Source organism: Pseudomonas sp. WOUb67 (genome assembly GCF_050058005.1).
Taxonomy (GTDB): Bacteria; Pseudomonadota; Gammaproteobacteria; order Pseudomonadales; family Pseudomonadaceae; genus Aquipseudomonas; species Aquipseudomonas putida_R.
On sequence record NZ_CP170112.1, the window covers coordinates 400,951 to 425,596 of the forward strand.

Annotated in this window: 21 protein-coding genes; 14 read left to right on the forward strand and 7 right to left on the reverse strand. The window is 63.4% G+C overall.

The annotated features are described in order from the left end of the window. Nucleotides 1-353: 353 nt before the first annotated feature. Both ABOC32_RS01845 and ABOC32_RS01850 read left to right on the forward strand, forming a co-directional pair. A complete protein-coding gene (locus tag ABOC32_RS01845) occupies nt 354-602 on the forward strand; it encodes a type II toxin-antitoxin system Phd/YefM family antitoxin (protein ID WP_426811557.1) in 249 nt (82 codons plus the stop codon). 10 nt (nt 603-612) lie between these two features. Beyond that, complete coding sequence (locus tag ABOC32_RS01850; protein ID WP_426809953.1) at nt 613-960, forward strand: type II toxin-antitoxin system RelE/ParE family toxin; 348 nt, start codon at nt 613-615, stop codon at nt 958-960. A gap of 37 nt (nt 961-997) precedes the next feature. Here the strand turns inward: ABOC32_RS01850 and ABOC32_RS01855 are convergent, their stop codons facing one another. After that, nucleotides 998-3,295 carry a TonB-dependent siderophore receptor gene (locus ABOC32_RS01855; RefSeq protein ID WP_426809954.1) on the reverse strand — a complete coding sequence of 766 codons (2,298 nt, stop codon included), beginning with the start codon at nt 3,293-3,295 and terminating at the stop codon, nt 998-1,000. A 140-nt stretch (nt 3,296-3,435) separates the two neighbouring features. Here ABOC32_RS01855 and ABOC32_RS01860 point away from each other — a divergent pair, with 140 nt between their 5' ends. From ABOC32_RS01860 to ABOC32_RS01870, 3 genes are all read left to right on the forward strand, one after another. Further along, on the forward strand, nt 3,436-4,155 hold the full coding sequence (locus ABOC32_RS01860; protein ID WP_426809955.1) for a response regulator: 720 nt from the start codon (nt 3,436-3,438) through the stop codon (nt 4,153-4,155). Between the two features lies 1 nt (nt 4,156). Continuing rightward, nucleotides 4,157-5,524, forward strand: coding sequence for an ATP-binding protein (locus tag ABOC32_RS01865; protein WP_426809956.1), 1,368 nt, complete (start codon nt 4,157-4,159; stop codon nt 5,522-5,524). Nucleotides 5,525-5,784: 260 nt separating this feature from the next. Further along, nucleotides 5,785-7,455, forward strand: coding sequence for an FMN-binding glutamate synthase family protein (locus tag ABOC32_RS01870; RefSeq protein WP_426809957.1), 1,671 nt, complete (start codon nt 5,785-5,787; stop codon nt 7,453-7,455). Between the two features lie 153 nt (nt 7,456-7,608). Here ABOC32_RS01870 and ABOC32_RS01875 read toward each other — a convergent pair whose 3' ends face one another. Next, nucleotides 7,609-8,928 (reverse strand): OprD family porin, encoded by a 1,320-nt coding sequence (locus ABOC32_RS01875; RefSeq protein ID WP_426809958.1) that lies wholly within the window; start codon nt 8,926-8,928, stop codon nt 7,609-7,611. Between the two features lie 476 nt (nt 8,929-9,404). Between ABOC32_RS01875 and ABOC32_RS01880 the strand changes: the two genes are divergently transcribed. Next, the gene (locus tag ABOC32_RS01880; RefSeq protein WP_426809959.1) at nt 9,405-11,480 is read left to right on the forward strand and encodes a TonB-dependent receptor; all 2,076 of its coding nucleotides are present in this window, start codon (nt 9,405-9,407) and stop codon (nt 11,478-11,480) included. Between the two features lie 117 nt (nt 11,481-11,597). Here the strand turns inward: ABOC32_RS01880 and ABOC32_RS01885 are convergent, their stop codons facing one another. Together ABOC32_RS01885 and aguA are read right to left on the reverse strand one after the other, a co-directional pair. Continuing rightward, on the reverse strand, nt 11,598-11,795 hold the full coding sequence (locus tag ABOC32_RS01885; RefSeq protein WP_026034717.1) for a hypothetical protein: 198 nt from the start codon (nt 11,793-11,795) through the stop codon (nt 11,598-11,600). A gap of 192 nt (nt 11,796-11,987) precedes the next feature. Next, on the reverse strand, nt 11,988-13,094 hold the full coding sequence (gene aguA, locus ABOC32_RS01890; protein WP_426809960.1) for an agmatine deiminase: 1,107 nt from the start codon (nt 13,092-13,094) through the stop codon (nt 11,988-11,990). Between the two features lie 278 nt (nt 13,095-13,372). Between aguA and rfbC the strand changes: the two genes are divergently transcribed. From rfbC to ABOC32_RS01910, 4 genes are read left to right on the forward strand one after another with little or no spacing between them, the layout of a single operon-like run. Continuing rightward, nucleotides 13,373-13,918: a dTDP-4-dehydrorhamnose 3,5-epimerase gene (gene rfbC, locus ABOC32_RS01895; protein WP_426809961.1), complete on the forward strand. Its 546-nt coding sequence runs from the start codon at nt 13,373-13,375 to the stop codon at nt 13,916-13,918. A gap of 42 nt (nt 13,919-13,960) precedes the next feature. After that, the gene (locus ABOC32_RS01900) at nt 13,961-15,775 is read left to right on the forward strand and encodes a sensor histidine kinase (protein WP_426809962.1); all 1,815 of its coding nucleotides are present in this window, start codon (nt 13,961-13,963) and stop codon (nt 15,773-15,775) included. Further along, nucleotides 15,772-17,178, forward strand: a complete 1,407-nt coding sequence (locus tag ABOC32_RS01905) for a sigma-54-dependent transcriptional regulator (protein WP_426809963.1) — start codon at nt 15,772-15,774, stop codon at nt 17,176-17,178. Before ABOC32_RS01900 ends, ABOC32_RS01905 begins: the two co-directional genes overlap by 4 nt. Next, nucleotides 17,178-17,633 carry a YiiD C-terminal domain-containing protein gene (locus tag ABOC32_RS01910; RefSeq protein ID WP_426809964.1) on the forward strand — a complete coding sequence of 152 codons (456 nt, stop codon included), beginning with the start codon at nt 17,178-17,180 and terminating at the stop codon, nt 17,631-17,633. Before ABOC32_RS01905 ends, ABOC32_RS01910 begins: the two co-directional genes overlap by 1 nt. 147 nt (nt 17,634-17,780) lie before the next feature. On the opposite strand, the gene cysQ is transcribed toward ABOC32_RS01910, so the two are convergent. Beyond that, nucleotides 17,781-18,599: a 3'(2'),5'-bisphosphate nucleotidase CysQ gene (gene cysQ, locus ABOC32_RS01915; RefSeq protein ID WP_426809965.1), complete on the reverse strand. Its 819-nt coding sequence runs from the start codon at nt 18,597-18,599 to the stop codon at nt 17,781-17,783. Further along, nucleotides 18,596-19,162, reverse strand: coding sequence for an ADP compounds hydrolase NudE (gene nudE / locus ABOC32_RS01920; RefSeq protein ID WP_043200325.1), 567 nt, complete (start codon nt 19,160-19,162; stop codon nt 18,596-18,598). The genes cysQ and nudE overlap by 4 nt, the downstream gene beginning before the upstream one ends. Before the next feature lie 64 nt (nt 19,163-19,226). Between nudE and yrfG the strand changes: the two genes are divergently transcribed. Then, nucleotides 19,227-19,889, forward strand: coding sequence for a GMP/IMP nucleotidase (gene yrfG / locus ABOC32_RS01925; RefSeq protein WP_043200323.1), 663 nt, complete (start codon nt 19,227-19,229; stop codon nt 19,887-19,889). A 112-nt stretch (nt 19,890-20,001) separates the two neighbouring features. Here yrfG and lysM read toward each other — a convergent pair whose 3' ends face one another. After that, nucleotides 20,002-20,442, reverse strand: a complete 441-nt coding sequence (gene lysM / locus ABOC32_RS01930; protein WP_426809966.1) for a peptidoglycan-binding protein LysM — start codon at nt 20,440-20,442, stop codon at nt 20,002-20,004. Between the two features lie 177 nt (nt 20,443-20,619). On the opposite strand from lysM, the gene fdhD reads away from it, so the two are divergent. The 3 genes from fdhD (at nt 20,620) to ABOC32_RS01945 (ending at nt 24,597) form a co-directional block, all read left to right on the forward strand. After that, nucleotides 20,620-21,450 (forward strand): formate dehydrogenase accessory sulfurtransferase FdhD, encoded by an 831-nt coding sequence (fdhD, locus tag ABOC32_RS01935; protein ID WP_426809967.1) that lies wholly within the window; start codon nt 20,620-20,622, stop codon nt 21,448-21,450. 5 nt (nt 21,451-21,455) lie between these two features. Then, nucleotides 21,456-23,801: an FdhF/YdeP family oxidoreductase gene (locus ABOC32_RS01940; RefSeq protein WP_426809968.1), complete on the forward strand. Its 2,346-nt coding sequence runs from the start codon at nt 21,456-21,458 to the stop codon at nt 23,799-23,801. Nucleotides 23,802-24,117: 316 nt separating this feature from the next. Beyond that, nucleotides 24,118-24,597 (forward strand): glycine zipper domain-containing protein, encoded by a 480-nt coding sequence (locus ABOC32_RS01945; protein WP_043200314.1) that lies wholly within the window; start codon nt 24,118-24,120, stop codon nt 24,595-24,597. Nucleotides 24,598-24,646 lie beyond the last annotated feature (49 nt).

Genomic DNA, 24,646 nt, shown 5'->3' on the forward strand with positions numbered 1-24,646 from the left:
GCAACTCAATGCCGGTGGCCTCAGAAGCAGAAAATTCCTACCTTTCTCATCGCAACTCGACACCTTGTCGTCATCCAAATCGGGGCCCAAGCTCTCTACCGTCGAGATCCCACTGAATTCCGCCGGTTCCCATAGCAATGCCTTATGCATCACAGAAGCTCTCACGCAACACACCCGCCATGCCTATGATTGCTCTGGCAGTTATGCACAAATCGAGCGGGTTTTTATGCCTGGTCGCATTGCAATGCCGTTCAGCAAGCCTGCGCTCGACCGCGAATCACCACATGACAAACGGTCTTTTTATGGTCCATATTCGGTCTAAAATGGTTACCACTGAACATGGAGCCAACCCAATGCGAGTAGAAACGATCAGCTACCTGAAGCGCCACGCTGCTGACCTGGACTTGGAAGAACCTATGGTCGTGACACAGAACGGCGTGCCTGCTTATGTGGTCGAGTCCTACGCGGATCGCAAGCAACGGGATGAAGCAATTGCCTTGGTGAAACTGCTCGCCATCGGTTCACGTGAGTATGCTCAGGGCAAACACAGCTCAGCTGAAGACCTTAAGGCTCGCCTTCTCAAGAAGTTTTCTGAGGATTAATGGGTAGCGCATGAGTAAGCCGACCATACGCTTCACCCATTCCGCCTCTCAGAGCATCGAAGATCAAATTCACCATCTGGCCGTCTATCACGGCACCCCAGCGGCACTTGAGAAAATCACCACACTGGTCGACACCCTTGAGCAACGGCTGGCTGTTGCGCCCGTTGGCTACCCGGTCAGCCCTCAAGCGAGCGGGCTGGGTGTAATGCAGTATCGTGAACTGAATGTCGACGGGTACAGGGTTTTCTACGAAGTGATCGAAACCGACAATGCCATCGCCGTGGAGTTGGTGCTCAGGCAAAAGCAGAGTGTTGAACAGGCATTGATTCGGTACTGCCTGATCTACCCAATACCTTGATGAATTGGGGCTGCAAAGCAGCCCCAAGCAGCGCTGGTCAGAACGCCGTACTTACCGTCAACGACAGGTTGCGCGGGTCGCCATAGATCGACCCGGCATAGAACCCGTACTGGGTGTAGTAATGCTTGTCGAACAGGTTGTTGGCGTTGAGGCTGACGCTGGTGTCGTCGGTCAGCTGGTACTTGGCCATGGCATTCCAGATGGCATAACCCGACCAGTTCACATCGGTGGCACCATTGCTCACGCCGTTGGTTGGCTGCCCAGCCGGGCTGGAAATTGCGCGAATGTTGGTTTGCGCAGTCACGCCGGCACCCAGGGTCAGGCGGTCGAGCGGGCCGCTCAGGCGGTAGGTGGTCGAAGCCTTGAACAGGTGCGACGGGTCGCTGCGCCCGTCGCTGTCAACGCGGCGGAAGTGCAGGTAGGTGTAACCGGCGTAGACGTTCCAGTTGGGGGTCAGGGCGCCCGCAACTTCCAGGTCGATACCGTCGGTTTCCTGGCCGGAACCGGCCTTGTAGGCGTCGCCACCGGTCGGGGTGGTCAGGTCGCCGTCCAGCACCGCCTTGTTTTCCTGCTTGGTGCGGAAGTACGCCGCCGAGGCGTTCAGGCGGCCGTCGAACCACTCACCCTTGATACCCGTCTCGTAGCTTTGCCCGCGAATCGGCTCGACCTTGCTGCCGCTGCTGGTTTCAGAGGTTTGCGGGGTGAAGATGTCGGTATAGCTGGCGTACAGCGAGTAGTTGTCGTTGAGGTCGTACACCGCGCCCAGGTACGGGGTGACGATACCGTTCTCTTCCTGGCTGGTACGCGCGCCGGCCACGCTGCGGGTGGTGGAGGAGTAGTTGCTGGTGCGCACGCCGACAATCACCGACAGCGGGTCGGTGATGCTCAGGCGGGTGGCGGCGTACATGCCTTGCAGGCGGGTGGTGGTCTTGCTGTGGCGGCCGGTGCGCGAGGCGAGCATGTTGTAATCGTCGTCCACACCATTGCGCCAGTCGGTCAACGGCAAGCCGTTGTTGGCGCGGAACAGGCAGCCCACCGACGGCGCACTGGCCAGGCCATCACCGACCATCGTGCAGCTGTACTCGGGCGACCAGCCCACCGTGCGGCTGTCGTTGTAGCCGACCATCGCCTGGTGCGTGCGGCCGAACAGCTGGAAGGGGCCCGACAGGTCGATCTGCGCCGACTGCTGGGTGGTGTCGCTGGAGCTGTGCAGGCCGTTGAGCACGGCACCGCTGCCATCCTGGTCCCAGTAGCCGCCATAGGTGCCGCGCCCGGCCGAGTTGACCTTGGCCAGGCCGCGGTGGTTGAGGGTTTCGGTGGTGCTCTGGGCGGCTTTCAGGTCCAGCGTCCAGTCGTTGTCGAAGCGGTGCTCCAGCGAGCCGAACGCGGTGCGGGTGGTGTATTCGCCAAAGCTCCAGCTGGGCACCACGTTGCTGCTGCGCGGCAAATCGGTCTTGCTGCCGTCGCGGTACCAGATCGGGATGTTGGCGCCCCAGCCGCCGCCCACCACCTTGTTGTACTCATACTGGTAACCGGCACCGAGGGTGGTGGCGTCGTCCAGGTCGAACTCGAAGTTGGCCAGCGCGGCGCGGGAGCGTTCGGACTGGTTGTCGCGGAACGAGTTGGCGTCCTGCTGGGTCATCACGAAGCGCGAGCGCAGGCGGCCGTCCTCGGACAGCGGCAAATTCAGATCAGCGCCCAGGCGACGCTTGTCCCAGCTGCCATACGTGACATACGCGCTGCCGCCGAACGTTTTGGTCGGGGCCTTGCGGATCAGGTTGACGGTGGCCGACGGGTCGCCGGTGCCGCCCAGCAGGCCGTTGGCGCCGCGCACGATGTCGATGCGTTCGTACAGGTCCATGTTCAGCGCATTGCCGCTGCCGCTGAAATCGGAGCCGCCCTGGGTTTGCAGGCCATCGATCTTCCAGTTGCTGATGGAGTAGCCCCGGGCACGGTAATCGGTGCGCCCGCCTACCTCGGACTTGCTCGCCGTCACACCCGGTGCCGTTTCCAGCGCTTGTTCGATGGTGTGGATGTCGCGGTCCTCCATCTGCTGGCGGGTGATGGTGGTGACCGATTGCGGCGTCTGCCGTGGCGTCAGCGCCAGGCCGGTAGAGCTGCGGGTGCTCTCGACCGTGTAGCCCAGCTGGCCGCCCTCGTCGGCGGGCAGCAACGCGCTGTCCTCGATCTGGGTGGCGTCCAGCTCCAGGGTTTTGCCGTCGGCAGCCATGGCCCCGCCACTGATGGCGACGGCAATGCAGAAGGCCAGCGGCTTGATACGGTTGCCGCCTCGGGTGATGGGGGTGAAGGCTTGCGGGGTGCTTACTGGATTCATTTGGGAAGGCTTCGTATTTGCAGATGATTTTTTGTTAGGATTCTAGGGATCGGCCCTCCGGGCTCCAGACCCGACATGTACGGGCATGTAATTGAACGTAATGAGCGCCACCGGCCCTCACCGCACAGGTGTTTTTCCGCATGAGCACGACCCTGCTGGTTGTCGACGATGACGACGAGATCCGCGAACTTCTTTGTGATTACCTGACAGATGCCGGCTATAACGTGCTGGCTGCTGCCGACGGCGAGCAAATGCGCGAACAGCTGGCACAGCACAAGGTGGACCTGGTGGTGCTCGACCTGATGCTGCCCGGCGAAGATGGCCTTAGCCTGTGCCGCCAGTTGCAAGCGACGCCGGGGTTGGCAGTGATCATGCTGTCGGCCAAGGGCAGCACGCTGGACCGCATCATCGGCCTGGAAGTGGGAGCCGACGACTACCTGGCCAAGCCTTTCGAGCCACGCGAATTGATCGCCCGGATCAAGGCCGTATTGCGTCGCCCACAACGCCTGGATACCTCCGCCGAAGAACCCGCGGCAGACGCCCAACTGTTCGCGGGCTTTCGCCTGGAACACGTCAAGCGCCTGCTCACCCGCCCTGATGGCGAGACCCTGACCCTGCCGCGCTCCGACTACCGCGTGCTGCGCGAACTGCTGGAAGCCAACAACCGGGTGGTTTCCCGCGACCAGCTGACCCGCAGTGCGTTCGGCCGCGACCACTTGCCCGACGACCGTTCGGTGGACATGTGCGTCAGCCGCCTGCGCCAGCAACTGCGACGTGCGCCGGCAGGTGCCGCGCAAATCCTCACCATCCGCAACGAAGGCTACCTGCTGAGCATCGCCAGCCGCGAGACGGATGCCTGAGATGCGCTGGCTTCGCCGGCTGTGGCCGCGCACCTTGTTTGGTCAGCTGCTGCTGATCATGGTCAGCGGCACGCTGGTGATCCAGTTGATGTCGAGCAGCATCTGGTTCGATGTACGCTTCGCCCAGGTACTCGAAGCCCCCGTGCGGCTGGTTGCTGCGCGCAGCGCACCGCTGATTGCTCAGGCCAACTGCCACGGCGGCACGCTGAAGGCGCCAGCCCATTACCAACTACGCTGCGCCGAAAGCCTGCCCACACCGGAACATGACGAGCGCCGCGGGCGCAGGCGCGTCGAGCTGTTGCTGCATCAGGCCCTCAAGTACGAACTGGGGCATGCCCAGGACGTACGTCTGTTGAAAGTGCAACTGACCGATGAACTGGGCCAGCCGATCGTCTGGCGCAGCCTGTTCGGCCTGCGCACGGCCCAGGCGCATATACAGTTCGCGGTGCCGTTGGCCGATGGCCATTGGCTGACCATCGATGGCCAGGAACTACAGGGCTGGAGCGGCGAGTCGGCCTGGGTGCTGATCAGCGATTATCTGCTGCGGGTGTATGCGCTGCGCATCGTCGCGGTGCTGCTGGTGTGCCTGATTGCCGTGCGCCTGTGCCTGCGCCCTTTGCGGCGCCTGGCCGATGCCGCACGTGGCCTGGGTGGCAACCTCGAACAACCGCCCTTGGCACTGGATGGCCCGGAGGAAGTGCGCCAGGCAGCCCAGGCGTTCAACGCCATGCAGCAGCGGCTGATTGCCATGGTCAATGACAAGGCCTACTTCCTGGCCGCCGTGTCCCACGACCTGCGCACCCCGCTGACCCGCATGCGCCTGCGCCTGGAGCGCCTGCCCGACGACGAACACCGTCAGCGCCTGCGGCAGAACATCACGCAGATGGACGACATGATCGGCCAGGTGCTGGACTACCTGCGCGCGGGGGAGCAACTGAATTTGCAGCAGGTGGACCTGGACCGGCTGGTGGCGCGCCAGTGCGCCGAGCTTGCCAGCGCCGAAGAGCCGCTGCCGGTGCATGGCAAGGCGGGGTGTGCGCAGGTGGATGCATTGCTGTTGCAGCGCTGCCTGCAAAACCTGTTGGTCAATGCGTTGCGCTATGCCAATGACATCTCGGTCACATTGGAGCGGGCGGTAAGTGGAGTCTTCATCCACATCGACGACCGCGGGCCGGGGATCGCGCCGGAGCTGCTGGCCACCATCACCGACCCGTTCGTGCGGGGTGAAGGCTCGCGTAACCAGGCATCCGGCGGGTATGGGTTGGGGTTGAGCATTGCCCAGCGGATCGCCACCAGCCATGGGGGAGAGCTGATGCTGTCGAACCGCGAAGGCGGTGGGTTGCGGGTGAGCATACTGCTGCCCATTTAATGCCAAGCGCGTTCCTTGTAGGAGCAGCCTTGTGCTGCGAATGGGCTGCGCAGCAGCCCCAGATTTCAGTGTCACAGCATAAATCGCCGGGGCTGCTGTGCAGCCCATTCGCAGCACAAGGCTGCTCCTACAAGGGATCGCGCCAGGCTTGCTGGGGGCGCGAACGCGCAATCAGGTAACAGTCTTTTACCGATTACCCAGGTTTTCCCCTCCCCGCCTTTGCCTATCCTATGCCCGGTCATCCTGCCTGCGATGGACCCATGAACCACTCTCTGCCCAGCCGCTACGCCTGCCTCGCAATCTGCCTGTTGTTCACCTTTGCCAGCCTGCCGCTGCTGCCCCAACATGCCTGGCTCTGGCCAATCACACTGATCACTGCCCTGCTCAGCCTGGTCGGGCTCAACGACCTGCGCCAGAGCCACCACGCCGTGCGCCGCAACTACCCAATCCTGGGCAATATCCGCTACCTGATCGAAACCATCCGCCCGGAAATCCGCCAGTACCTGATCGAGGGTGACGACGACAAGCTGCCGTTCTCCCGTTCCCAGCGCTCGCTGGTGTACGCACGCGCCAAGAATGAAAGCGCCGAGAAAGCCTTCGGTACCCTGAACGATGCCTACAAGCCCGGTTTCGAATTCATCAGCCATTCGATGCTGCCGGTGGCCACGCCAGACCCGGCCTCGTTCCGCATCGCCATTGGCGGGCCGCAGTGCCGCCTGCCCTACTCGGCTTCTATCTTCAACATCTCCGCCATGAGCTTTGGCGCCCTCAGCGCCAATGCCATTGCCGCGCTAAACCGCGGCGCGCGCATGGGCCGTTTTGCCCATGACACCGGCGAAGGCAGCATCAGCCCGTACCACCGCGAACATGGCGGTGACCTGATCTGGGAAATCGGCAGTGGCTACTTCGGCTGCCGCACCGAGGACGGCCGTTTCGACCCGCACCGCTTTGCCGAACAGGCCCACTCGCCGCAGGTGAAGATGATCGAGATCAAGCTCAGCCAAGGTGCCAAGCCTGGCCACGGCGGTATCCTGCCGGGGCACAAGGTCAGCGCCGAAATTGCCGAGACCCGTGGCGTGCGCGCAGGTGAAGACTGCATCTCTCCGGCCGCGCACAGCGCCTTCCGCACACCCGTCGAGTTGCTGCAATTCGTGGCCAGCCTGCGCGAGCTGTCGGGCGGCAAGCCTGTGGGCTTCAAGTTCTGCCTGGGCCACCCGTGGGAGTTCATGAGCATCGCCAAGGCCATGCTGGCCACCGGCATCACCCCGGACTTCATCGTTGTCGATGGCAAGGAAGGTGGTACCGGCGCGGCACCACGCGAATTCAGCGACAACATGGGTGTGCCCATGCGCGAAGGCCTTATGTTCGTGCACAACACACTGGTCGGCCTGAACTTGCGCTCCAGCATTCGTATTGGCGCTGCTGGCAAGATCGTCAGTGCCTTCGACATCGCCAGCGTACTGGCCATCGGCGCTGACTGGGTCAACTCGGCGCGCGGCTTCATGTTCGCCATTGGCTGCATCCAGTCGCAAAGCTGCCACACCAACAAATGCCCCACCGGCGTGGCCACGCAAGACCCACTGCGCCAGCGCGCCCTGGTGGTACCGGACAAGGCAGAGCGGGTGGCCAGCTTCCATCGCAACACGCTACACGCCCTGGCCGAAATGCTGGCGGCTGCGGGCCTGGAGCACCCTTCGGAGCTGAAGCCAAAGCACCTGGCACGGCGTATCAGCCCCAGCGAAATCGGGCTGTTCTCGGACCTGCACACGTTCCTCAAGCCAGGCGAATTGCTCAGTGGCTCGATTGAAAGCGAGTTTTATGCGCGGATGTGGCGGATGGCGCGCAGCGACAGTTTTGCGCCAGAGACGCGGGACATTCCCACGAGAGCTGTGGCATCACGCGTGCGCCACGAAGAGACTGAACCTGCATGACAACAACGACTGGGGCTGCTCTGCAGCCCTTCGCGGGCTTGCCCGCTCCCACAGTTGCAGCGCCAGATCAGAAGGCGGCGCCATACCTGTGGGAGCGGGCAAGCCCGCGAAGGGCCGCAGCGCGGCCCCAGCTTTCATGCAAACAACTGCGGATCAGAAGATGCTGATCGGGTACTCGACGAATACGCGGACTTCGTTGCCGTCGTCGTTGTAACCGTTCTGCTGCACGGCGTTGTTGGTACGCACGAACGAGCTACGCAGCTTGATGGACAGGTCCTTGGCCGGGCCGTCCTGCACCACGTAACGGATCTGGTTGAAGATCTCGCGCTCTTTACCTTCGCCGAAGCCCTGCGGGTTGGCAACGTTGCGGGTGTTGATGTTGTCACCCACCACGTAGGCCAGCTTGTAGGTCAAGCCCGGGATGCCGTAGGCACCGAAGTCCAGGCCGTAGCCCAGCTGCCAGGAGCGCTCGTCTTCGGCGTTGAAGTCGGACCAGTACGAGTTGGCCAGGTAGATGGTCGAACCACCGTCACCCACGCCACCGGCGTTCTGGTAGAAGCCGTAGTTGTAACCGGTGCTGCCGGTGCTGCGCTGATGCGCGAGGGTGAACGAGTGCGCACCGTACGCGTAAGTGGCTGCCAGGCTCCAGATGGTGTTGGAGTCGCCGTTCAGGCCAGCGGCTTGTACGTACTTGTGGTCGATGTCCGACTTGTAGCCGTTGAAGTCCAGGGTCAGGGACTGGTCGCTGGCGATCGGGAAGACGTAGTTCAAGCCCAGGTAGTGCTTCTTCATCACGTCTTCGTTGTCGGCGGTGTACAGCGAAGCGGTGAAGTTGTCGGTGAACTTGTAGCTACCACCGAAGACGTTGATCGACTTCAGGCCGCCACCGTCACGGCGCTCGGCGCTTTTGCGCGCTTCCTGGGTGAAGCGGCCAGCGTTCAGTTCCAGGCCCTCGATCTCTTTCGAAGTGATCAGGGTACCGGTGAAGCTTTCTGGCAGCAGACGCGCGTCGTCGTACTGCAGCACTGGCAGTGCTGGCATCTGGTCACCGTACTTCAGCACGGTGTTGGAGATGCGGAATTTGACTGCTGCGCCACCACGGGCCAAGTTGTGCGGCGAGCTGGCGTTGCCGTCGGCATTGGTGGTTTCGTGCGGCTTGAAGAAGTCGACGCCGCCGCCACCGTTGTGGCCCTTGCCGCCATCAAGGCGCACGGCGTACAGGCCGAATGCGTCGACGCCGACGCCAACGGTGCCTTGGGTGAAGCCGGAGGAGAAGTTGGCGATGAACGCCTGGCCCCATTCGATCTGGTCGTCGGTGCCGTGCTTCTTGTCACGGTTGATGTAGGCGTTGCGCAGAAGGACGTTGGCGTGGCTGTCCTCGATGAAGCCCTTGCTGTCGGCCTGCTCATTGGCCTGTGCCTGGGTCGCGGCGATCATCGCCAAGGCGACCAGGCTGATCCTGGTTTTCAACATGTTGTTTTCCTTATTTCTTAATCAAAAACGCTCTGCACTATGACGCCAGGAACCAACGCCCCTTCGTAGGTTCGACGCTATGCGGATCCAGCCTGGTGGGCCAGCCGGTAAGTACACGGCAGCCCTCGGCAGCAGCTTGGCCAAGATCATGGCCAGCAGGCGTTGGCCGAATCCTAGCCGTGTGCGATTACAAATGTCAAAAAGTCGTGAAATGCAGGTTGATATAACCAAAATTATCGGCAGAGCTGGTGCATTTCCATGCAGGTTTGCGCTATCAGCGGGCAATTTATCTCGTGTGGGAAATTGCCTTTTGATCGAACGGACAATTTCCCGAGAGCAGGCAAAGCGTGGCGGCAGAGGTTGTTACAAAGAGATACATATGTAAAGACAACCCTTTACAAATACCCAAGCAAGAGCAAATAGCAAGCATTACCATTCGCACCTTCTTTTTTCACCTGCCCGGTCCGGATGTGCCCATGCTTGTACCCTGCCGCCTTTCCCCCTTGACGCTTGGCCTGTCGCTGCTGTTCAGCGCCGGCCTGGCCAGTGCCGCCACCACCACGCTGCCAGAGTCGTCGGTTACCGCCGACAGCGAGCGCGAGAAGGACAACCCGCGCGTCAAGGAAGTGAACACCGCTACCCGCACCTCGACCCCGGTGCGCTATGTGCCGCAGGCCATCGAGACGGTGAAAACCGCCAATGTGCTGGACTACGGCAGCAACACCTTGGGCAAGGCGCTGGAGGGTATCCCCAACGTCAGCAGCGGCGCCGACACCCGTTTCGACAGCGTGCGCATCCGCGGCTTCGAGGCCAGCAACGACTTCTACCTGGACGGCATTCGCGACGACAGCCAGTACATCCGCGACCTGCACAACATCGAGCGGGTCGAGGTGCTGAAGGGGCCGGCGGCGGTGCTGTATGGCCGTGGCAGCCAGGGCGGCATCGTCAACCGGGTCAGCAAGGCACCGGAACAGGGCCGCCGCTCGAGCATCGAAGCACAGGCCGGCAGCGAAGACCTGCGCAGCCTGTATGCCGACCTCAGCGCCGACCCCAGCGACACCGTCAGCCTGCGCCTGAACATGGGCAACCAGGACAACAACAGCTTCCGCGATGGCATCGATGGCAGCCGCCAGCTGTTCGCCCCGTCGGTCAGCTGGCAGATCACCCCCGACCTGAACTGGCTGGTGCAGTACGAATACAGCCGCTACAACCGCACGCCCGACCGGGGCATCCCCGGGGTGAATGGCCGCCCGGCCGACGTCAGCCGCGGCACCACCTACGGCGACCAGCGCGACTACATCGATGATCGCGCCCAGTCGTTGCGCTCACGCCTGAACTACCAGTTGAACGAAACCTGGCAGCTGCGCCATACCCTGGGCCTGTTCAAGCTCGACAGCGAGTTCGACAACACCTACGTCACGGGCTACAACGCCGGCACCAATGTCTTGACCCGCCAGCGCTGGCAGCAGGACCTGAACACCCGCAACTTGTTCAACAACCTGGAAGCCGAGGGCGATTTCGACACGTTGGGCCTCGAGCACAAGCTGCTGCTGGGCCTGGAGATCGGTAATCAGAAGCGTGACCCGTTGCTGTATAGCGCCGGCAACCAGACGCTGCCGGGCCTGAGCAAACCCGGTCGCAACCAACAGCACCCAGGCAAGCTGGTGGTGTCGAGTGACAACCACACCGTGGTCGATAGCCGCGGCCTTTATGTGCAGGACCAGATCCGCCTGAACGACCAGTGGCAGATACTGGCCGGGGTGCGCTTCGACCAGTTCGACGTAGAAACCACCAACATGCGTAACCTGTCCGAGAAACAGGACAGCAACAGCACCAGCCCGCGCCTGGGCGTGGTCTACACACCGTGGCGCGACCATTCGTTCTACGCCTCGTGGAGCAAGACCTTCTCGCCAGTAGGCGGCGGCTTGATCGGCATCACCCCGGGTACACCGGGCAACGCGAACAACGCCGATCCGGAAGAGACTCGCCAGAAGGAAATCGGGGTTAAAAGCGACTGGCTCGACCAGCGCCTGACCACCACCTTGGCCATCTACGAGCTGGAGTTGTACAACCGCCGCACCCGTGACCCGCTTATCCCTGAGAACATCTTGCTCAGCGGCTTGCAGCGTTCGCGCGGCATCGAACTGACGGCCACCGGCAACATCGTCGGCAACTGGTATGTACGCGGCGGCATCGGCCTGCAAGATGCGATCATCGTCAAGGACAACAATGGCCAGGAGGGCAACCGCATCAACGACGTGGCCAAGCGCAATGGCAGCCTGTTCGTGACCTGGAAACCAGAGCTGGGCTGGTACGCCGAAACCGGCCTGACGCTGGTGGGCGAGCGTTACGCGGACAACCAGAACACCACGGTGTTGCCGGGGTATGGCCGTTGGGATGCGCTGGCGGGGTACCGCACCCATGACTGGGATGTGCGGGCGGCATTGAGCAACATCGCCGACAAGACCTACTACAGCTCGGCGACCAGTGCGGCGCAGATCCAGGTGGGGGACCCGCGTAGCCTGGTGGTGACGGGTAGTTACAGCTTCTGATCGTTGTTGGCTGTACCGGCCTCTTCGCAGCACAAGGCTGCTCCTACAGGGACCGCGCGCTACCTGTAGGAGCAGCCTTGTGCTGCGAAGAGGCCAGCACAGGTAATACCGATCAGATCAGTGCCACACCGCCATCAGCGCCTGCATCTCTGCTTCGCTGATCAGCCCTTGAGGGTATCGTCCGGCAAGCAGACGTCGTGGGTCGGTCGTCCTGACCCTGATGCTTCCATGGTGTTTCAACCACTTCGCCACAACCTTGAGCGATTGGTGATTCACTGCCGATGGGCGCAATGCCGACTCACTTGCTGCGTTCATTCCTGCACGTACTCCCTGGCCCGTGAGCGGCTAATTTACGTAAGTATTGTTACAGATCCGATACCTCGGCTTCGCCAAGCTATCTGGCTATCTGTTTGAAAAACAATACAAAACCTATGCCAGCCCGGGCCTCCGGACGTCGCCCCAAAAAAAAGGCCCGTCACATGACGGGCCGTTTCATTCACTGCGTGCTCAGCGCTTGACCGGCGCCGGCTGCTGCTGGGTCAGGCAGTGGATGTTGCCGCCACCCAACAGCAGCTCGCGGCCCGGGATCATCACCACCTCGTGGTCGGGGAAGATTTCCGCCAGGATCGCTCTGGCTTGGGCATCTGCCGGGTCGTCGAAGCTTGGCGCAATGATGCCGCCGTTTACGATCAGGAAGTTCACGTACGAACCGGCCAGGCGTACCGACGGGTCACGCTCCTGGCTGCCGGCCACCTGGTCGACACCGGCACACTCTTCAGCGGTGGCAAACAGTGGGCCCGGGATCGGCATCTTGTGCACGATGAACTCGCGACCCTTGGCGTCGCGGGTGTTTTTCAACACCTCCATGGCAGCGTGGCAGCGCACATAGTTGGGGTCGTTGGAATCATCGGTCCAGGCCAGTAACACTTCGCCCGGGCGCACGTAACAGCAGAAGTTGTCGACGTGGCCGTCGGTTTCATCGTTGTACAGGCCATCCGGCAACCACACCACGGTGTCGACCGCCAGCTGATCGCGCAGCACGGCTTCGATCTGCTCGCGGTTCAGGTGCGGGTTGCGGTTGCGGTTGAGCAGGCATTCCTCGGTGGTGATCACGGTGCCTTCACCGTCCACGTGGATCGAACCGCCCTCAAGTACGAAGCCTTCGGTGTGGTAGCGCTGGCAGCGCTCCATTTCCAGCACCTTGGCAGCCAGTTCCTCGTCGCGGTTCCACGGCGCGTACAGGCCGCCGTCAAAGCCGCCCCAGGCGTTGAAGCCCCAGTCCACACCGCGCACTTCACCTTGGTCGTTGATGACGAAGGTTGGGCCGGTATCACGCACCCAGGCGTCGTCGTTGCTGATTTCGACCACACGAATGTTCGGCTGATCGAGCTGGCGACGGGCATTTTCGTACTGGCCGGCGGAGGCCGCGACGGTGACCGGTTCGAAGCGGGCAATGGCCTTGGCCAGCGTCACATGCGCAGCCTGCGCCGGCTTGCCGCCCAGGCGCCAGTTGTCCGGGCGCTCCGGCCAGACCATCCACACCTGGGTTTGCGGTGCCCATTCGGCGGGCATGTGGAAACCATCGGCACGGGGCGTGGAGTTGAGGGTTTTCATGGGTGACCTCTATGATGGCCCTGAGCCGGAGTGTGCTGGGGCGTTTGTCAATTTATAACCGATATATATCGATATTTGAAGCCCGATAGTCGGGAATTGCTCGCAAATTACGCGCAGTTAAATCGATAACAATCGAGCCAAACAAACCCGTGTCTGGTGCCGCTAGCGGTCTGACGTCTACCATAGCCACACCTTATGCATCCTGTTGCATCGGCATGCGGAAAATTCCAGCGGGGCCGACTAGGGTCAATACTTGGGCAACGGGCCAGCGAGCCACTATGAACATCATCCCTACCGCAGTCCCTGAAGTACTGATCATCGAGCCGAAGGTTTTCGGTGACAGCCGTGGTTTTTTCTTCGAGGCATTCAACGCGCGTGAGTTCGCGCGACTAACCGGCGTGAACACCGAGTTCGTCCAGGACAATCACTCCCGCTCCATCAAGGGTGTACTGCGCGGGCTGCACTATCAGGTGGCAAACACCCAAGGCAAGCTGGTGCGGGTGGTGCACGGGGAAATCCGTGACATCGCCGTGGACGTGCGCAAAAGCTCGCCCACCTTTGGCCAGTGGGTTGCCGTGCACCTGTCGGCCGACAACCACCGCCAACTGTGGATTCCGCCTGGCTTCGCCCATGGTTTTGCGGTGATGAGCGAATCGGCCGAGTTCCTCTACAAGACAACCGATTACTACAACCCGGGTGCCGACCGCTGCATCCGCTGGGACGACCCGCAACTGGCCATCGACTGGGGGCTGCAGCAACCACCGGTGCTGTCGGACAAGGACAAGGTCGGCCTGCCACTGGCAGAGGCGGAACTGCTGCCTTAACTAGCGCATAATTGCGCCAGACTTTTCTGGCGCATTTACGTGATGATTGCAAAACCCACGCCCCCACGCCGTCCCCGCTGGCGCAGCCTGGCCTTGTTGGCCCTGTGCCTGGCCCCGTTGTTGTGGCCCCTGCATCACCTGGCCGAACGCTATTACCAGGAAGAGCTGGCCTCGCAGAACCGCCAGACCCTCGACCTGTACGTCGCCAACCTGCTCGGCACCCTGCACCGCTACGAAACCTTGCCGCAGATTCTCGGCGACCTGCCGGCGCTGCGTGGCGTGCTGGCCGACCCGTTCCGCCTGGAAGCGGTGACCAACGCCAACCGCCTGCTCAAGGACATCGTGCAGCAGACCGGTGCCGAAGTGATGTACCTGATGGATGTCAGCGGCAACACCCTGGCCGCGTCCAACTGGGACAAGCGCGACAGCTTCGTCGGCCGCAACTTTGCCTTCCGCCCCTACTTCAACGAAGCCATGGCCGGCCACCTGGGCCGGTTCTTCGGCCAGGGCACCACCTCGGCCAAACGCGGCTACTTCTTTGCCGCAGCCGTGCGGGACCGCGAGCGCATCGTCGGCGTGCTGGTGGTCAAGGTCGACCTCGACCACACCGAAACCCTCTGGGGCCGTACCCCCGAGCAGCTGTTGCTGACCGACCACAATGGCGTAGTCATCCTGACTTCGCGTCCCGACTGGCGCTTCCGCTCCACCCGCACGCTGACCGAGGCCGAGCGCCAGGCCATCATCGCCATCCAGCCCTACCCGACCCAGGCCCCGCAACCGCTGGTACTCAACCCGGACGCCTGGATCACCCAGACCCGCGACATCAAGGAAACCGGCTGGCAGGTCAGCATCCTCGCCCCGCGCATGCTGGTCGATCGCTCGGTGCAAACGGTGATGGCCATCGGTGCCGGCACGCTGCTGGTACTGATGCTGCTGGCCGGCCTGGTGATGCAACGGCGGCGCCACTACATCGACCGCATCGACCTCGAAGCCCGTGGCCGCCAGGAGCTGGAAAAGCGCGTGGCCCAACGTACCGCCGACCTGGAAGGCCTGAACACCCGGCTGAAAAATGCCGTGCTGGAACGCGAAAACGCCCAGCAGGAAGCAGTACGCGCCCAGGACGAACTGGTGCAGGCCGGCAAGCTGTCGGTACTTGGCACCATGTCGGCCAGCATCAGCCACGAGCTCAACCAGCCGCTGGCGGCCATCCGCAGCTACGCGGAAAACGCCGAAATCCTGCTGGACCACCAACGCACCGATGACGCCCGCGGCAACCTCAAGCTGATCGGCGAACTGACCGGGCGCATGGCCTCGATCATCGCCCACTTGCGCGCCTTCGCCCGCCGCGACCGGCATGCCCCGGAAAGCGTGGCCTTGCAGCCGGCCCTGGACGATGCCCTGGCACTGCTGGCCAAGCGCCGACGGGCAATGGCCGTGGAGCTGATCCGCGACCTGCCGGAGGCGACCTTGTGGGTACAGGCCGGTGAAACCCGCCTGCGCCAGGTGCTCGGCAACCTGCTGGCCAATGCCCTCGACGCCCTGACCGAAAAGGCCAACCCGCGGCGCTTGTGGCTAAGTGCCGAGCAACGTGATGACTGCGTCTACCTGTACATCCGCGACAACGGCCCCGGCTTCAGCCGCCAGGCCCTGGAGCATGCCAAGGAACCGTTCTTCACCACCAAGACCCGCACCCAGGGCCTGGGCCTGGGCCTGGCCATCTGCGAAAGCCTGATGCGTGCCCTGGGCGGTGAACTGCTGCTGGCCAACCACCCGGAAGGTGGCGCGCTGCTTACCCTGCAGCTGCGTGTGGCCGCGCCTGGCGCTACTTTGCCCAATTCGGAGGACTCCTCGGCATGACCACCGAGACACTGATCGACAGCCAAGCCCAGGTCATCCTGGTGGACGATGACCCGCACCTGCGCCAGGCGCTGAGCCAGACCCTGGACCTGGCCGGGCTCAAGGTGGTCGCCCTGGCCGATGCCCAAGGCCTGGCTGAGCGTATCGAGGCCGACTGGCCCGGTGTGGTGGTCAGCGACATCCGCATGCCCGGCATCGATGGCCTGCAACTGCTGGAACAACTGCACGGCCGCGACAGCGAGCTGCCTGTACTGCTGATCACCGGCCATGGCGATGTACCGCTGGCGGTGCAGGCGATGCGCGCCGGGGCGTATGACTTCCTGGAAAAACCCTTTGCCACAGACGCCCTGCTCGACAGCGTGCGCCGCGCCCTGGCCCTGCGTCGGCTGGTGCTGGACAACCGCAGCCTGCGCCTGGCACTGAGCGACCGCCAGCAACTGGCCACCCGCCTGGTCGGCCATTCGCCGTCCATGCTGCGCCTGCGCGAGCAGATCGGCGCCCTGGCCGGCACCCGCGCCGATGTGCTGATACTGGGTGAAACCGGCGCGGGCAAAGAAGTGGTGGCCCGCGCCCTGCACGACCTGTCCAGCCGCCGCGACGGCCCGTTCGTGGCGATCAACGCCGGCGCGCTGGCCGAGTCGGTGGTGGAAAGCGAGCTGTTCGGCCATGAGCCAGGCGCCTTCACTGGCGCGCAGAAACGCCGTATCGGCAAGTTCGAATTCGCCAACGGCGGCACGCTGTTCCTCGACGAAATCGAGAGCATGAGCCTGGATGTGCAGGTAAAACTGCTGCGCATGTTGCAGGAGCGGGTGGTCGAGCGGCTAGGCGGCAACCAGCTGATCCCGCTGGATATCCGCATCATTGCCGCGACCAAGGAAGACCTGCGCCAGTCCGCTGACCAGGGGCGCTTCCGTGCCGACCTGTATTACCGCCTGAACGTGGCGCCGCTGCGTATCCCGCCGCTGCGCGAACGCGGCGATGACATCCTGGTGCTGTTTCAGCACTTCGCCGACGCCGCCAGCCAGCGCCATGGCCTGCCGCCGCACACCCTGCAACCGGCGCAGCGTGCCGTGCTTTTGCGCCACCCCTGGCCAGGCAATGTACGCGAGCTGCAGAACGCCGCCGAGCGTTTCGCCCTTGGCCTTGAGCTGGCCCTGGACGGCCAGGCGCCACCGCCGACCGCAGCTGCAGTGCCAGTGCTGAGCGGCAACCTCAGCGAACAGGTCGAGCAGTTTGAACGCTCGCTGATCGCTGCCGAACTGGCCCAGCCACACAGCTCCATGCGCAGCCTGGCCGAGGCGCTGGGCATCCCCCGCAAGACCCTGCACGACAAGCTGCGCAAGCACAGCTTGAGCTTTGACGGCGGCAGCGGCGGGCATGACGACCAAGAGGACCACCGTTAATGAGCACCGATAGCCAGTACCTGCAGTCCATACTGCACAGCGACATCCCCCTGACCCGCGAAATGGGCCTGGAAGTGATCGATTGGCAGCAGCACACCCTGCGCCTGCAACTGCCGCTGGCGGCCAACGTCAACCACAAGAGCACCATGTTTGGCGGCAGCCTGTACTGCGCCGCCGTGCTGGCGGGCTGGGGCTGGCTGCACCTGCGTTTGCGTGAACTGGGGATTGATGACGGGCATATCGTCATCCAGGAGGGGCAGATCAGTTACCCGTTGCCGGTTACCGGTGCGGCGGCGGCACGTTGTGCGGCGCCCGACGAAAAGACCTGGGAGCGATTCCTGGCCATGTACCAGCGCCGTGGGCGGGCGCGGCTGACGTTGGAAACCACCGTGAGCAATGCCGGAAGTGACGAGCCAGCGGTGACATTCAGCGGCCAGTACGTCCTGCACCGCTAGCCCAACAGCCGCTGCAAACAACTGCCTTGGACAAAAACCCAATACCTGTGGGAGCGGGCATGCCCGCGAACACCGGCGGAGCCGGTGCCATACACCGCGGTGCCTGCTTCGCGGGCTCGCCCGCTCCCACAGGTTAGAGTGACACCCTCAGATCAGGCTCAGGAAGGCCTGGCGCCATGCAGCATTGGCTGGCAGTGCCAGGAAATACGGGTTAAGCAGCGATTCCCGCGCCGGATACCGGAACGGCAACCCGTCCAGCCCGATCACCTCGCCACCAGCCCCTTCCACCACCCCTTGCGCCGCTGCAGTGTCCCACTGCGAAGTCGGCGCCAGGCGCGGATAGCAATCGGCGCTACCCTCGGCCAGCAGGCAGAACTTCAACGAACTGCCGATATTGGCCAGCTCCAGCTCGCCCACCGCAGCCCCAAGGCCGGCCAACAGCGCTTCCTGCTCCGGGCTGGAATGCCGACGGCTGGCCACCACGGTAAAACGCTCGCCCTGCGCAGGTGCGTTGCGTACCTGAATCGGCAGGGCTGCCTCACCGGCATCTGCACGCCAGGCCCCCAAACCGCGCCCACCAAAATAGCAGCGCCCATTGGTGGGCATCGACACCACGCCAAACACCACCTCGCCGTTTTCGACCAGGGCGATGTTGACCGTGAACTCTTCGCTGCCGGCAATGAACTCTTTGGTGCCGTCCAGCGGGTCGACCAGCCACCAGCGGCTCCAACCCTGCCGCTCGGCCAGCGCAATGTTGCAGTCTTCCTCGGACAGCACCGGAATGTGCGGCGCCAGCGCCAGCAGGCCATCGGCAATCACCCGGTGCGCTGCCAGGTCGGCGGCGGTCACCGGCGAATCGTCGGCCTTGTTGGTCACGGCCACATCGGCGCGCCAGAACGGCAGGATCGCCTCGCCTGCGGTCAGCGCCAGCTTGACCACTTCGTGCATCAGTTGCAGGTCGCTCATAGCTCCAGCAGCCCTCGCTGGATCATCAGGTCACGGGCCAGGTACAGCGCCGCCAGGGCGCGGCCCTCGGTGAACTGTGGGTGCATGGCCAATGCCGACAACTCGCGCAGGTTGACCTTGTCGACCCGCATCGGCTCCGGCTCGTCGCCTTCCAGGCGCTCTTCGTACAGGTCGGTGGCCAACACTACCTGGATCTTCTGGCTCATGTAGCCCGGCGACAGCGACAGCTCGGTCAGGTGCTCCAGCTGGCGTGCGCCAAAACCGGCTTCTTCCTTGAGCTCCCGGTCGGCCGCCGCCAGCACGTCCTCGCCCGGCTCGATCAGGCCCTTGGGCAACGACAGCTCGTATTCATCGGTGCCGCCACAGTATTCCTCCACCAGCACGGCATGCTCGGCGTCGAGCATGGCCACGATCATCACCGCGCCGTAGCCGTTCCCCCGGCCCACCAAACGCTCGTAGGTACGCTCGTTGCCATTGCTGAAGCGCAATTGCACGGCTTCGACGCGGAACAGACGGCTGCTGGCGACGATTTCGCGGCTGAGGACGGTGGGTTTCTGGCGCATGGGGCGGCTCCTTGGCGTGAACGGGTTACTATACCGTGGCTAGCCGACTGATCGAGAGTTTCCCATGCCTGTTATTCCCTGGTCTGCCATCGATACCGTCCTGCTGGACATGGACGGCACCCTGCTCGACCTGCATTACGACAACCGCTTCTGGCTGGAGCACCTGCCCCAGCGCTATGCCGAGCTGCACGGGGTGAGCCGGGCCATGGCGGAAATGGAACTGCAGCCACTGTTCGAGCGTAATGCCGGCACGCTGAACTGGTACTGCCTGGACTTCTGGAGCCGCGAGCTGCGCCTGCCAATCCGTGAGCTGAAGCAGGAAATCGCCGACCTGATCGCCCTGCGCCCGGACGCCGATACCTTTCTGGCGGCAATCCGCAAGGCAGGCAAACGCGTGGTGATGATCACCAATGCGCACCGCGACTCGCTGTCACTGAAGCTGGAGCGGGTGGAACTGGCGCCGTATTTCGAACGGCTGATCAGCTCGCACGATTATGGCTACCCGAAGGAAAGCCCGCAGTTCTGGGATGCGTTGCAGGCGGACATCGGCTTTGAGCCGGGGCGCAGCCTGTTTATCGATGACACGCTGGCGATACTGCGCAGCGCGCAGCGGTTTGGGGTGGGTCACCTGCTGGCGGTGCGGCAGCCGGATAGCAAGGCAGGGCCGCGGGATACCGAAGAGTTTGCGGCGGTCGAGGATTACCGGGAATTATTGGCAGGCCTGTGACGCCCCATTCGCGGGTAAACCCGCTCCCACAGGTATCGCGCCCCATTCACGGCTGGCGCTGTACCTGTGGGAGCGGGTTTACCCGCGAAGAGGCCAGTACAAGCTGTGAAGATCACTCAGGAATACGCAGCACCTGCCCCGGATAGATCTTGTCCGGGTGCGACAGCATCGGCTTGTTGGCCTCGAAGATCTTGTTGTACTGGTTGGCATTGCCGTAAACAGCCAAGGAGATGGCCGACAGCGTGTCGCCCTTCTTCACCGTAACAAACCTGGCCGCCACCACCACCGGCCCGGTCACAGTGATCTGGTCATCCACGCTGGCCACACCATTGATGTTGCCGGCTGCGAGAATGATCTTCTCCTTCTCTTCCTGGCTGGCCACGTCACCCGTGAGGATAATCTTGTCACCCTCTACAGTGGCCTTGATGTTCGGGTTGCCCAGGCCAACGTCTTGCACGTGTTTTTTCAGCTGCTCCTCGGCATTGGCATTGCCGGGGGTCAGCAGGTCGATCAACTTCTCGCCGGCTTCCTTCACGAAACTGAACAGGCTCATTGCGCTCTCCTTGTTGACGAAACCTCGGACACACGAGTCTAGGCCAGCTTTTCCACTCCCGCCCCCTGTGCGACCAATCGACGCGGTCTATCAAGGCATAGACCCTAGCGATTAGACGCCGCCGGCCCGCAAGCCTAGGCTTGTGCTATCAGAAAGCCGCCGGTACTCAACGCCCCGATGAACAGCAAACCTCCGGTCTGCGCGGCCTCATCGCCCTTGTCCATGCCCGCCGCCAGCAACACCTACGATTACGTCCAGCTCAGCGACGCCAAACGCGACAGCACCCCGCTGGCCGAAGAAGTGGCCCTGGCCATTGTCTACAACGGCCTGAACCAGGCGGTGATGCTGGTGAGCCCCACCGACCTGGAAGACTTCGCCGTCGGTTTCAGCGTTGGCAGCGGCATTGTCGAAGGCACTGCAGAAATCTACGACCTGAAGCTCTCCGGCAGCGGATCGGCAATGTACGCCGACCTGGAAATTTCCAGCCGGGCGTTCTGGAACCTGAAAAACCAGCGCCGCCAGCTGGCCGGCACCAGTGGTTGCGGCCTGTGCGGGGTCGAAGCGCTTGAACAGGCGCTACCGGACCTGCCCGAGCTGCCGGGCGCGCCCTTGCCGCCAGCCCAGTGGCTGGTCGGGCTGCGCGACCGCATCGATGCCTTCCAGCCGCTGGGCCAGCATTGCGGGGCTGTGCATGCCGCACTGTTCATGGACCGCCATGGCGAGCTGCTGCTCGGCCGCGAAGACATCGGCCGGCACAACGCCCTCGACAAGCTGATCGGCGCCCTGCTGCGCCAAGGCATCGACAGCCAGGGCGGCCTGGCCATCGTCACCAGCCGCTGCAGCCTGGAGCTGATCCAGAAAGTACTGCGTGCCGGCATCCAGACCCTGGTCAGCCTGTCGGCGCCCACCGGCCTTGCCCTGCAATGGGCACGCAAGCACAACCTCAACCTCATCCATTTGCCCAAGCACAGCGCACCGCGGGTCTACAGCCCGGCGGCGGAGTCGTAACAGCCGTGACCTCCTACCAGCACCTCCCGGACAACGCCCCAGCCTCCCCTCCTCGCTACAAGCCCTACCACGGCCCCGCCGGTGGCTGGGGCGCGTTGCGCAGCGTGGCCAAGGCCTGGGTCGGCAGCGATAACGCACTTAAGAACATTCGCGCGCTGCTCAAGACCAACCAGAACGGCGGCTTCGACTGCCCGGGCTGCGCCTGGGGCGATTCGCCGGAAAGCGGCATGGTCAAGTTCTGCGAGAACGGCGCCAAGGCGGTGAACTGGGAGGCGACCAAGCGCCGCGTCGATCCGGCCTTCTTCGCCCGTTACAGCGTCACCTCGCTGCTGCAGCAGAGCGACTACTGGCTGGAGTACCAAGGGCGCCTGACCGAACCGATGGTCTACGACGCGCCCAGCGACCGTTACCTGCCGATCAGCTGGGAGGCCGCCTTCGCCCTGATCGCCCGCGAGCTGAACGCGCTGACCACCCCGGACCAGGCCGAATTCTATACCTCGGGGCGCGCCAGCAACGAAGCGGCGTACCTGTACCAGTTGTTCGTGCGCGCCTACGGCACCAACAACTTCCCCGACTGCTCGAACATGTGCCACGAGGCCAGTGGTGTGGCCCTGGGGCAAAGCGTCGGGGTTGGCAAGGGCACCGTCACCTTCGACGACTTCGAGCATGCCGACACGATTTTCGTCTGGGGCCAGAACCCCGGCACCAACCACCCGCGCATGCTCGACCCGCTGCGCGATGCGGTGAAGCGTGGCGCCCAGGTGGTGTGCGTAAACCCGCTGAAGGAACGAGGCCTGGAGCGTTTCCAGCACCCGCAGAACCCGCTGGAGATGCTGACCAACAGTGACCGGCCGACCAACACCGCGTTCTTCCGCCCGGCGCTGGGCGGCGACATGGCGTTGCTGCGCGGCATGGCCAAGTTCCTGCTGCAATGGGAGCGCGAAGCCCAGGCCAAAGGCGAACCGGCGGTTTTCGACCATGCCTTCATTGCCGAACATGGCCATGGCGTCGTCGATTACCTGGCAGTGGTGGATGCCACGCCGTGGGAGCACATCCAGGCGCAGTCCGGCCTGGCACTGGCCGACATCGAGCTGGCCGCGCGCATGTATTGCCGTGGCAAGCGGGTGATCATGTGCTGGGCGATGGGCATCACCCAGCACCGCCACTCGGTGCCGACCATCCAGGAAATCGTCAACCTGCAAATGCTGCGCGGCAACATCGGCGCACCTGGCGCCGGCCTGTGCCCGGTGCGTGGCCACAGCAACGTGCAGGGCGACCGCACCATGGGCATCAACGAGCGCCCGCCGGTGGCGCTGCTTGACGCCCTCGAAAAGCGGTTTGGCTTCCCCGTGCCCCGGCACAACGGCCACAACACCGTCGAAGCGATCCACGCCATGCTCGACGGCCGCGCCCGCGTATTCATCGGCCTGGGCGGCAACTTCGCCCAAGCCACGCCCGACACCGAGCGCACCGCGCAGGCGCTGCGCAACTGCGCGCTGACCGTGCATATCAGCACCAAGCTCAACCGCAGCCACCTGGTCCACGGCAAGCAGGCGCTGATTCTGCCGTGCCTGGGCCGCACCGACATCGACCTGCAGGCCGATGGCCCACAAGCGGTGACGGTAGAGGACTCGTTCAGCATGGTGCACGCCTCCAACGGCCAGCTGAAGCCTCTGTCGACGCAGATGCGCTCGGAACCGGCAGTGGTTGCCGGCATCGCCGCCGCTACCCTGGGTAAGCAACCGGTGGACTGGCACTGGCTGGTGGCCGACTACGATCGCATCCGCGACCTGATCGGCGATACCATCGCCGGCTTCAGCGGTTTCAACCAGCGCCTGCAACACCCAGGCGGCTTCTACCTCGGTAACAGCGCCGGCAGCCGCGAATGGAAAACCAGCACCGGCCGCGCCAACTTCAAGGCCAACCTGCTGCCGGATTCGTTACTCGATGAGCGTGTGCGCGCCAGTGGCCAGCTGCCGGACCTGATCATGCAGTCGATGCGCTCGCACGATCAGTACAACACCACCATCTACGGCCTGGACGACCGCTACCGCGGCGTGCGCGGCCAGCGCGAGGTGCTGTTCGCCAACGAGGCCGACATCATTCGCCTGGGCTTCCAGCCGGGGCAGAAGGTCGACATCGTGTCACTGTGGGGGGATGAGCATGTGCGCCGGGTGCAGGGCTTCACCCTGCTGGCCTTCGACATCCCGGCCGGGCAGGCCGCGGCGTATTACCCCGAGGTGAACCCGCTGGTGCCGCTGGAGAGCATTGGCGAAGGCAGCCACACGCCGACATCGAAGTTCATTGCCATCAAACTGGAACGGGCGCAGGACGACGGGCGCATCCTTTAGGCATTGCATTGGGCTCTTCGCGGGCTTGCCCGCTCCCACAGGTACTTCACCAAGCTTGAAGTTGGGGGTGATCCTGTGGGAGCGGGCAAGCCCGCGAAGAGGCCAGAAGCGCCAGCGCAAAAACGAAAAAAGCCCTGTTCCGTAACGGTTCAGGGCTTTGTCATAAAGGTCTCAGACAGCCAAAAATCGATAAAGTTTCAGAGCAAATACAGTAACTTAGAGAATTGTGTACAACTCGTGTTACTCGTCGGATTTCGTTTGCCAGCCACGCCGCTTACCCTCAAATTCGCCTCGTCATCCCTATGAGGCTCTCTTGATGAAGAAGTACTCCTCGATTTTGTTGTTGTCTTTCAGCTTGCTCAGCGGCGTTGCCATGGCAGGCGGCACCACCGAGGCCGGCATCGGCGGCGCATTGGGTGGGGTACTGGGCTCAGTGGTGGGCAACTCCATCGGTGGTAGCACCGGCGGCGCCATTGGCGCAGGCCTGGGCGGCGCGGCCGGCGGTGCCCTGGGCGCCGACAAGCGCCAGCGCGGTGAGGCCGCTATCGGCGGCGCGCTGGGCGCAGCGGGCGGTAACGTGGTCGGTCGCTCGGTGGGCGGCACCACCGGTAGCTACATTGGCGCAGCAGCCGGCGGTGGTGCCGGTGGTGCGCTGGGTAACTACATGGGCAACAAGGCCGACGAAGACGAGCGCCATGAAGACCGCCGCTACCGTCGCGGCTACGACGACCGTCGCCACTACGATCGCGGCCGCCACTACGGCCACCGCAAGCACAAGCGCCACTGGCGCGACTGATGCCTGAGGGCCCTGCCCTGGCAACAAAAAGCCCCGCCCCTTACGGCGG

What these genes read in the sequence shown, in the direction of transcription:
- ABOC32_RS01845 (WP_426811557.1), top strand. Translation starts at nt 354, where the DNA reads ATGCGAGTAGAAACGATCAGCTACCTGAAGCGCCACGCTGCTGACCTG.
- ABOC32_RS01850 (WP_426809953.1), top strand. Translation starts at nt 613, where the DNA reads ATGAGTAAGCCGACCATACGCTTCACCCATTCCGCCTCTCAGAGCATC.
- ABOC32_RS01855 (WP_426809954.1), bottom strand. Translation starts at nt 3,295, where the DNA reads ATGAATCCAGTAAGCACCCCGCAAGCCTTCACCCCCATCACCCGAGGC.
- ABOC32_RS01860 (WP_426809955.1), top strand. Translation starts at nt 3,436, where the DNA reads ATGAGCACGACCCTGCTGGTTGTCGACGATGACGACGAGATCCGCGAA.
- ABOC32_RS01865 (WP_426809956.1), top strand. Translation starts at nt 4,157, where the DNA reads ATGCGCTGGCTTCGCCGGCTGTGGCCGCGCACCTTGTTTGGTCAGCTG.
- ABOC32_RS01870 (WP_426809957.1), top strand. Translation starts at nt 5,785, where the DNA reads ATGAACCACTCTCTGCCCAGCCGCTACGCCTGCCTCGCAATCTGCCTG.
- ABOC32_RS01875 (WP_426809958.1), bottom strand. Translation starts at nt 8,928, where the DNA reads ATGTTGAAAACCAGGATCAGCCTGGTCGCCTTGGCGATGATCGCCGCG.
- ABOC32_RS01880 (WP_426809959.1), top strand. Translation starts at nt 9,405, where the DNA reads ATGCTTGTACCCTGCCGCCTTTCCCCCTTGACGCTTGGCCTGTCGCTG.
- ABOC32_RS01885 (WP_026034717.1), bottom strand. Translation starts at nt 11,795, where the DNA reads ATGAACGCAGCAAGTGAGTCGGCATTGCGCCCATCGGCAGTGAATCAC.
- aguA (WP_426809960.1), bottom strand. Translation starts at nt 13,094, where the DNA reads ATGAAAACCCTCAACTCCACGCCCCGTGCCGATGGTTTCCACATGCCC.
- rfbC (WP_426809961.1), top strand. Translation starts at nt 13,373, where the DNA reads ATGAACATCATCCCTACCGCAGTCCCTGAAGTACTGATCATCGAGCCG.
- ABOC32_RS01900 (WP_426809962.1), top strand. Translation starts at nt 13,961, where the DNA reads ATGATTGCAAAACCCACGCCCCCACGCCGTCCCCGCTGGCGCAGCCTG.
- ABOC32_RS01905 (WP_426809963.1), top strand. Translation starts at nt 15,772, where the DNA reads ATGACCACCGAGACACTGATCGACAGCCAAGCCCAGGTCATCCTGGTG.
- ABOC32_RS01910 (WP_426809964.1), top strand. Translation starts at nt 17,178, where the DNA reads ATGAGCACCGATAGCCAGTACCTGCAGTCCATACTGCACAGCGACATC.
- cysQ (WP_426809965.1), bottom strand. Translation starts at nt 18,599, where the DNA reads ATGAGCGACCTGCAACTGATGCACGAAGTGGTCAAGCTGGCGCTGACC.
- nudE (WP_043200325.1), bottom strand. Translation starts at nt 19,162, where the DNA reads ATGCGCCAGAAACCCACCGTCCTCAGCCGCGAAATCGTCGCCAGCAGC.
- yrfG (WP_043200323.1), top strand. Translation starts at nt 19,227, where the DNA reads ATGCCTGTTATTCCCTGGTCTGCCATCGATACCGTCCTGCTGGACATG.
- lysM (WP_426809966.1), bottom strand. Translation starts at nt 20,442, where the DNA reads ATGAGCCTGTTCAGTTTCGTGAAGGAAGCCGGCGAGAAGTTGATCGAC.
- fdhD (WP_426809967.1), top strand. Translation starts at nt 20,620, where the DNA reads ATGAACAGCAAACCTCCGGTCTGCGCGGCCTCATCGCCCTTGTCCATG.
- ABOC32_RS01945 (WP_043200314.1), top strand. Translation starts at nt 24,118, where the DNA reads ATGAAGAAGTACTCCTCGATTTTGTTGTTGTCTTTCAGCTTGCTCAGC.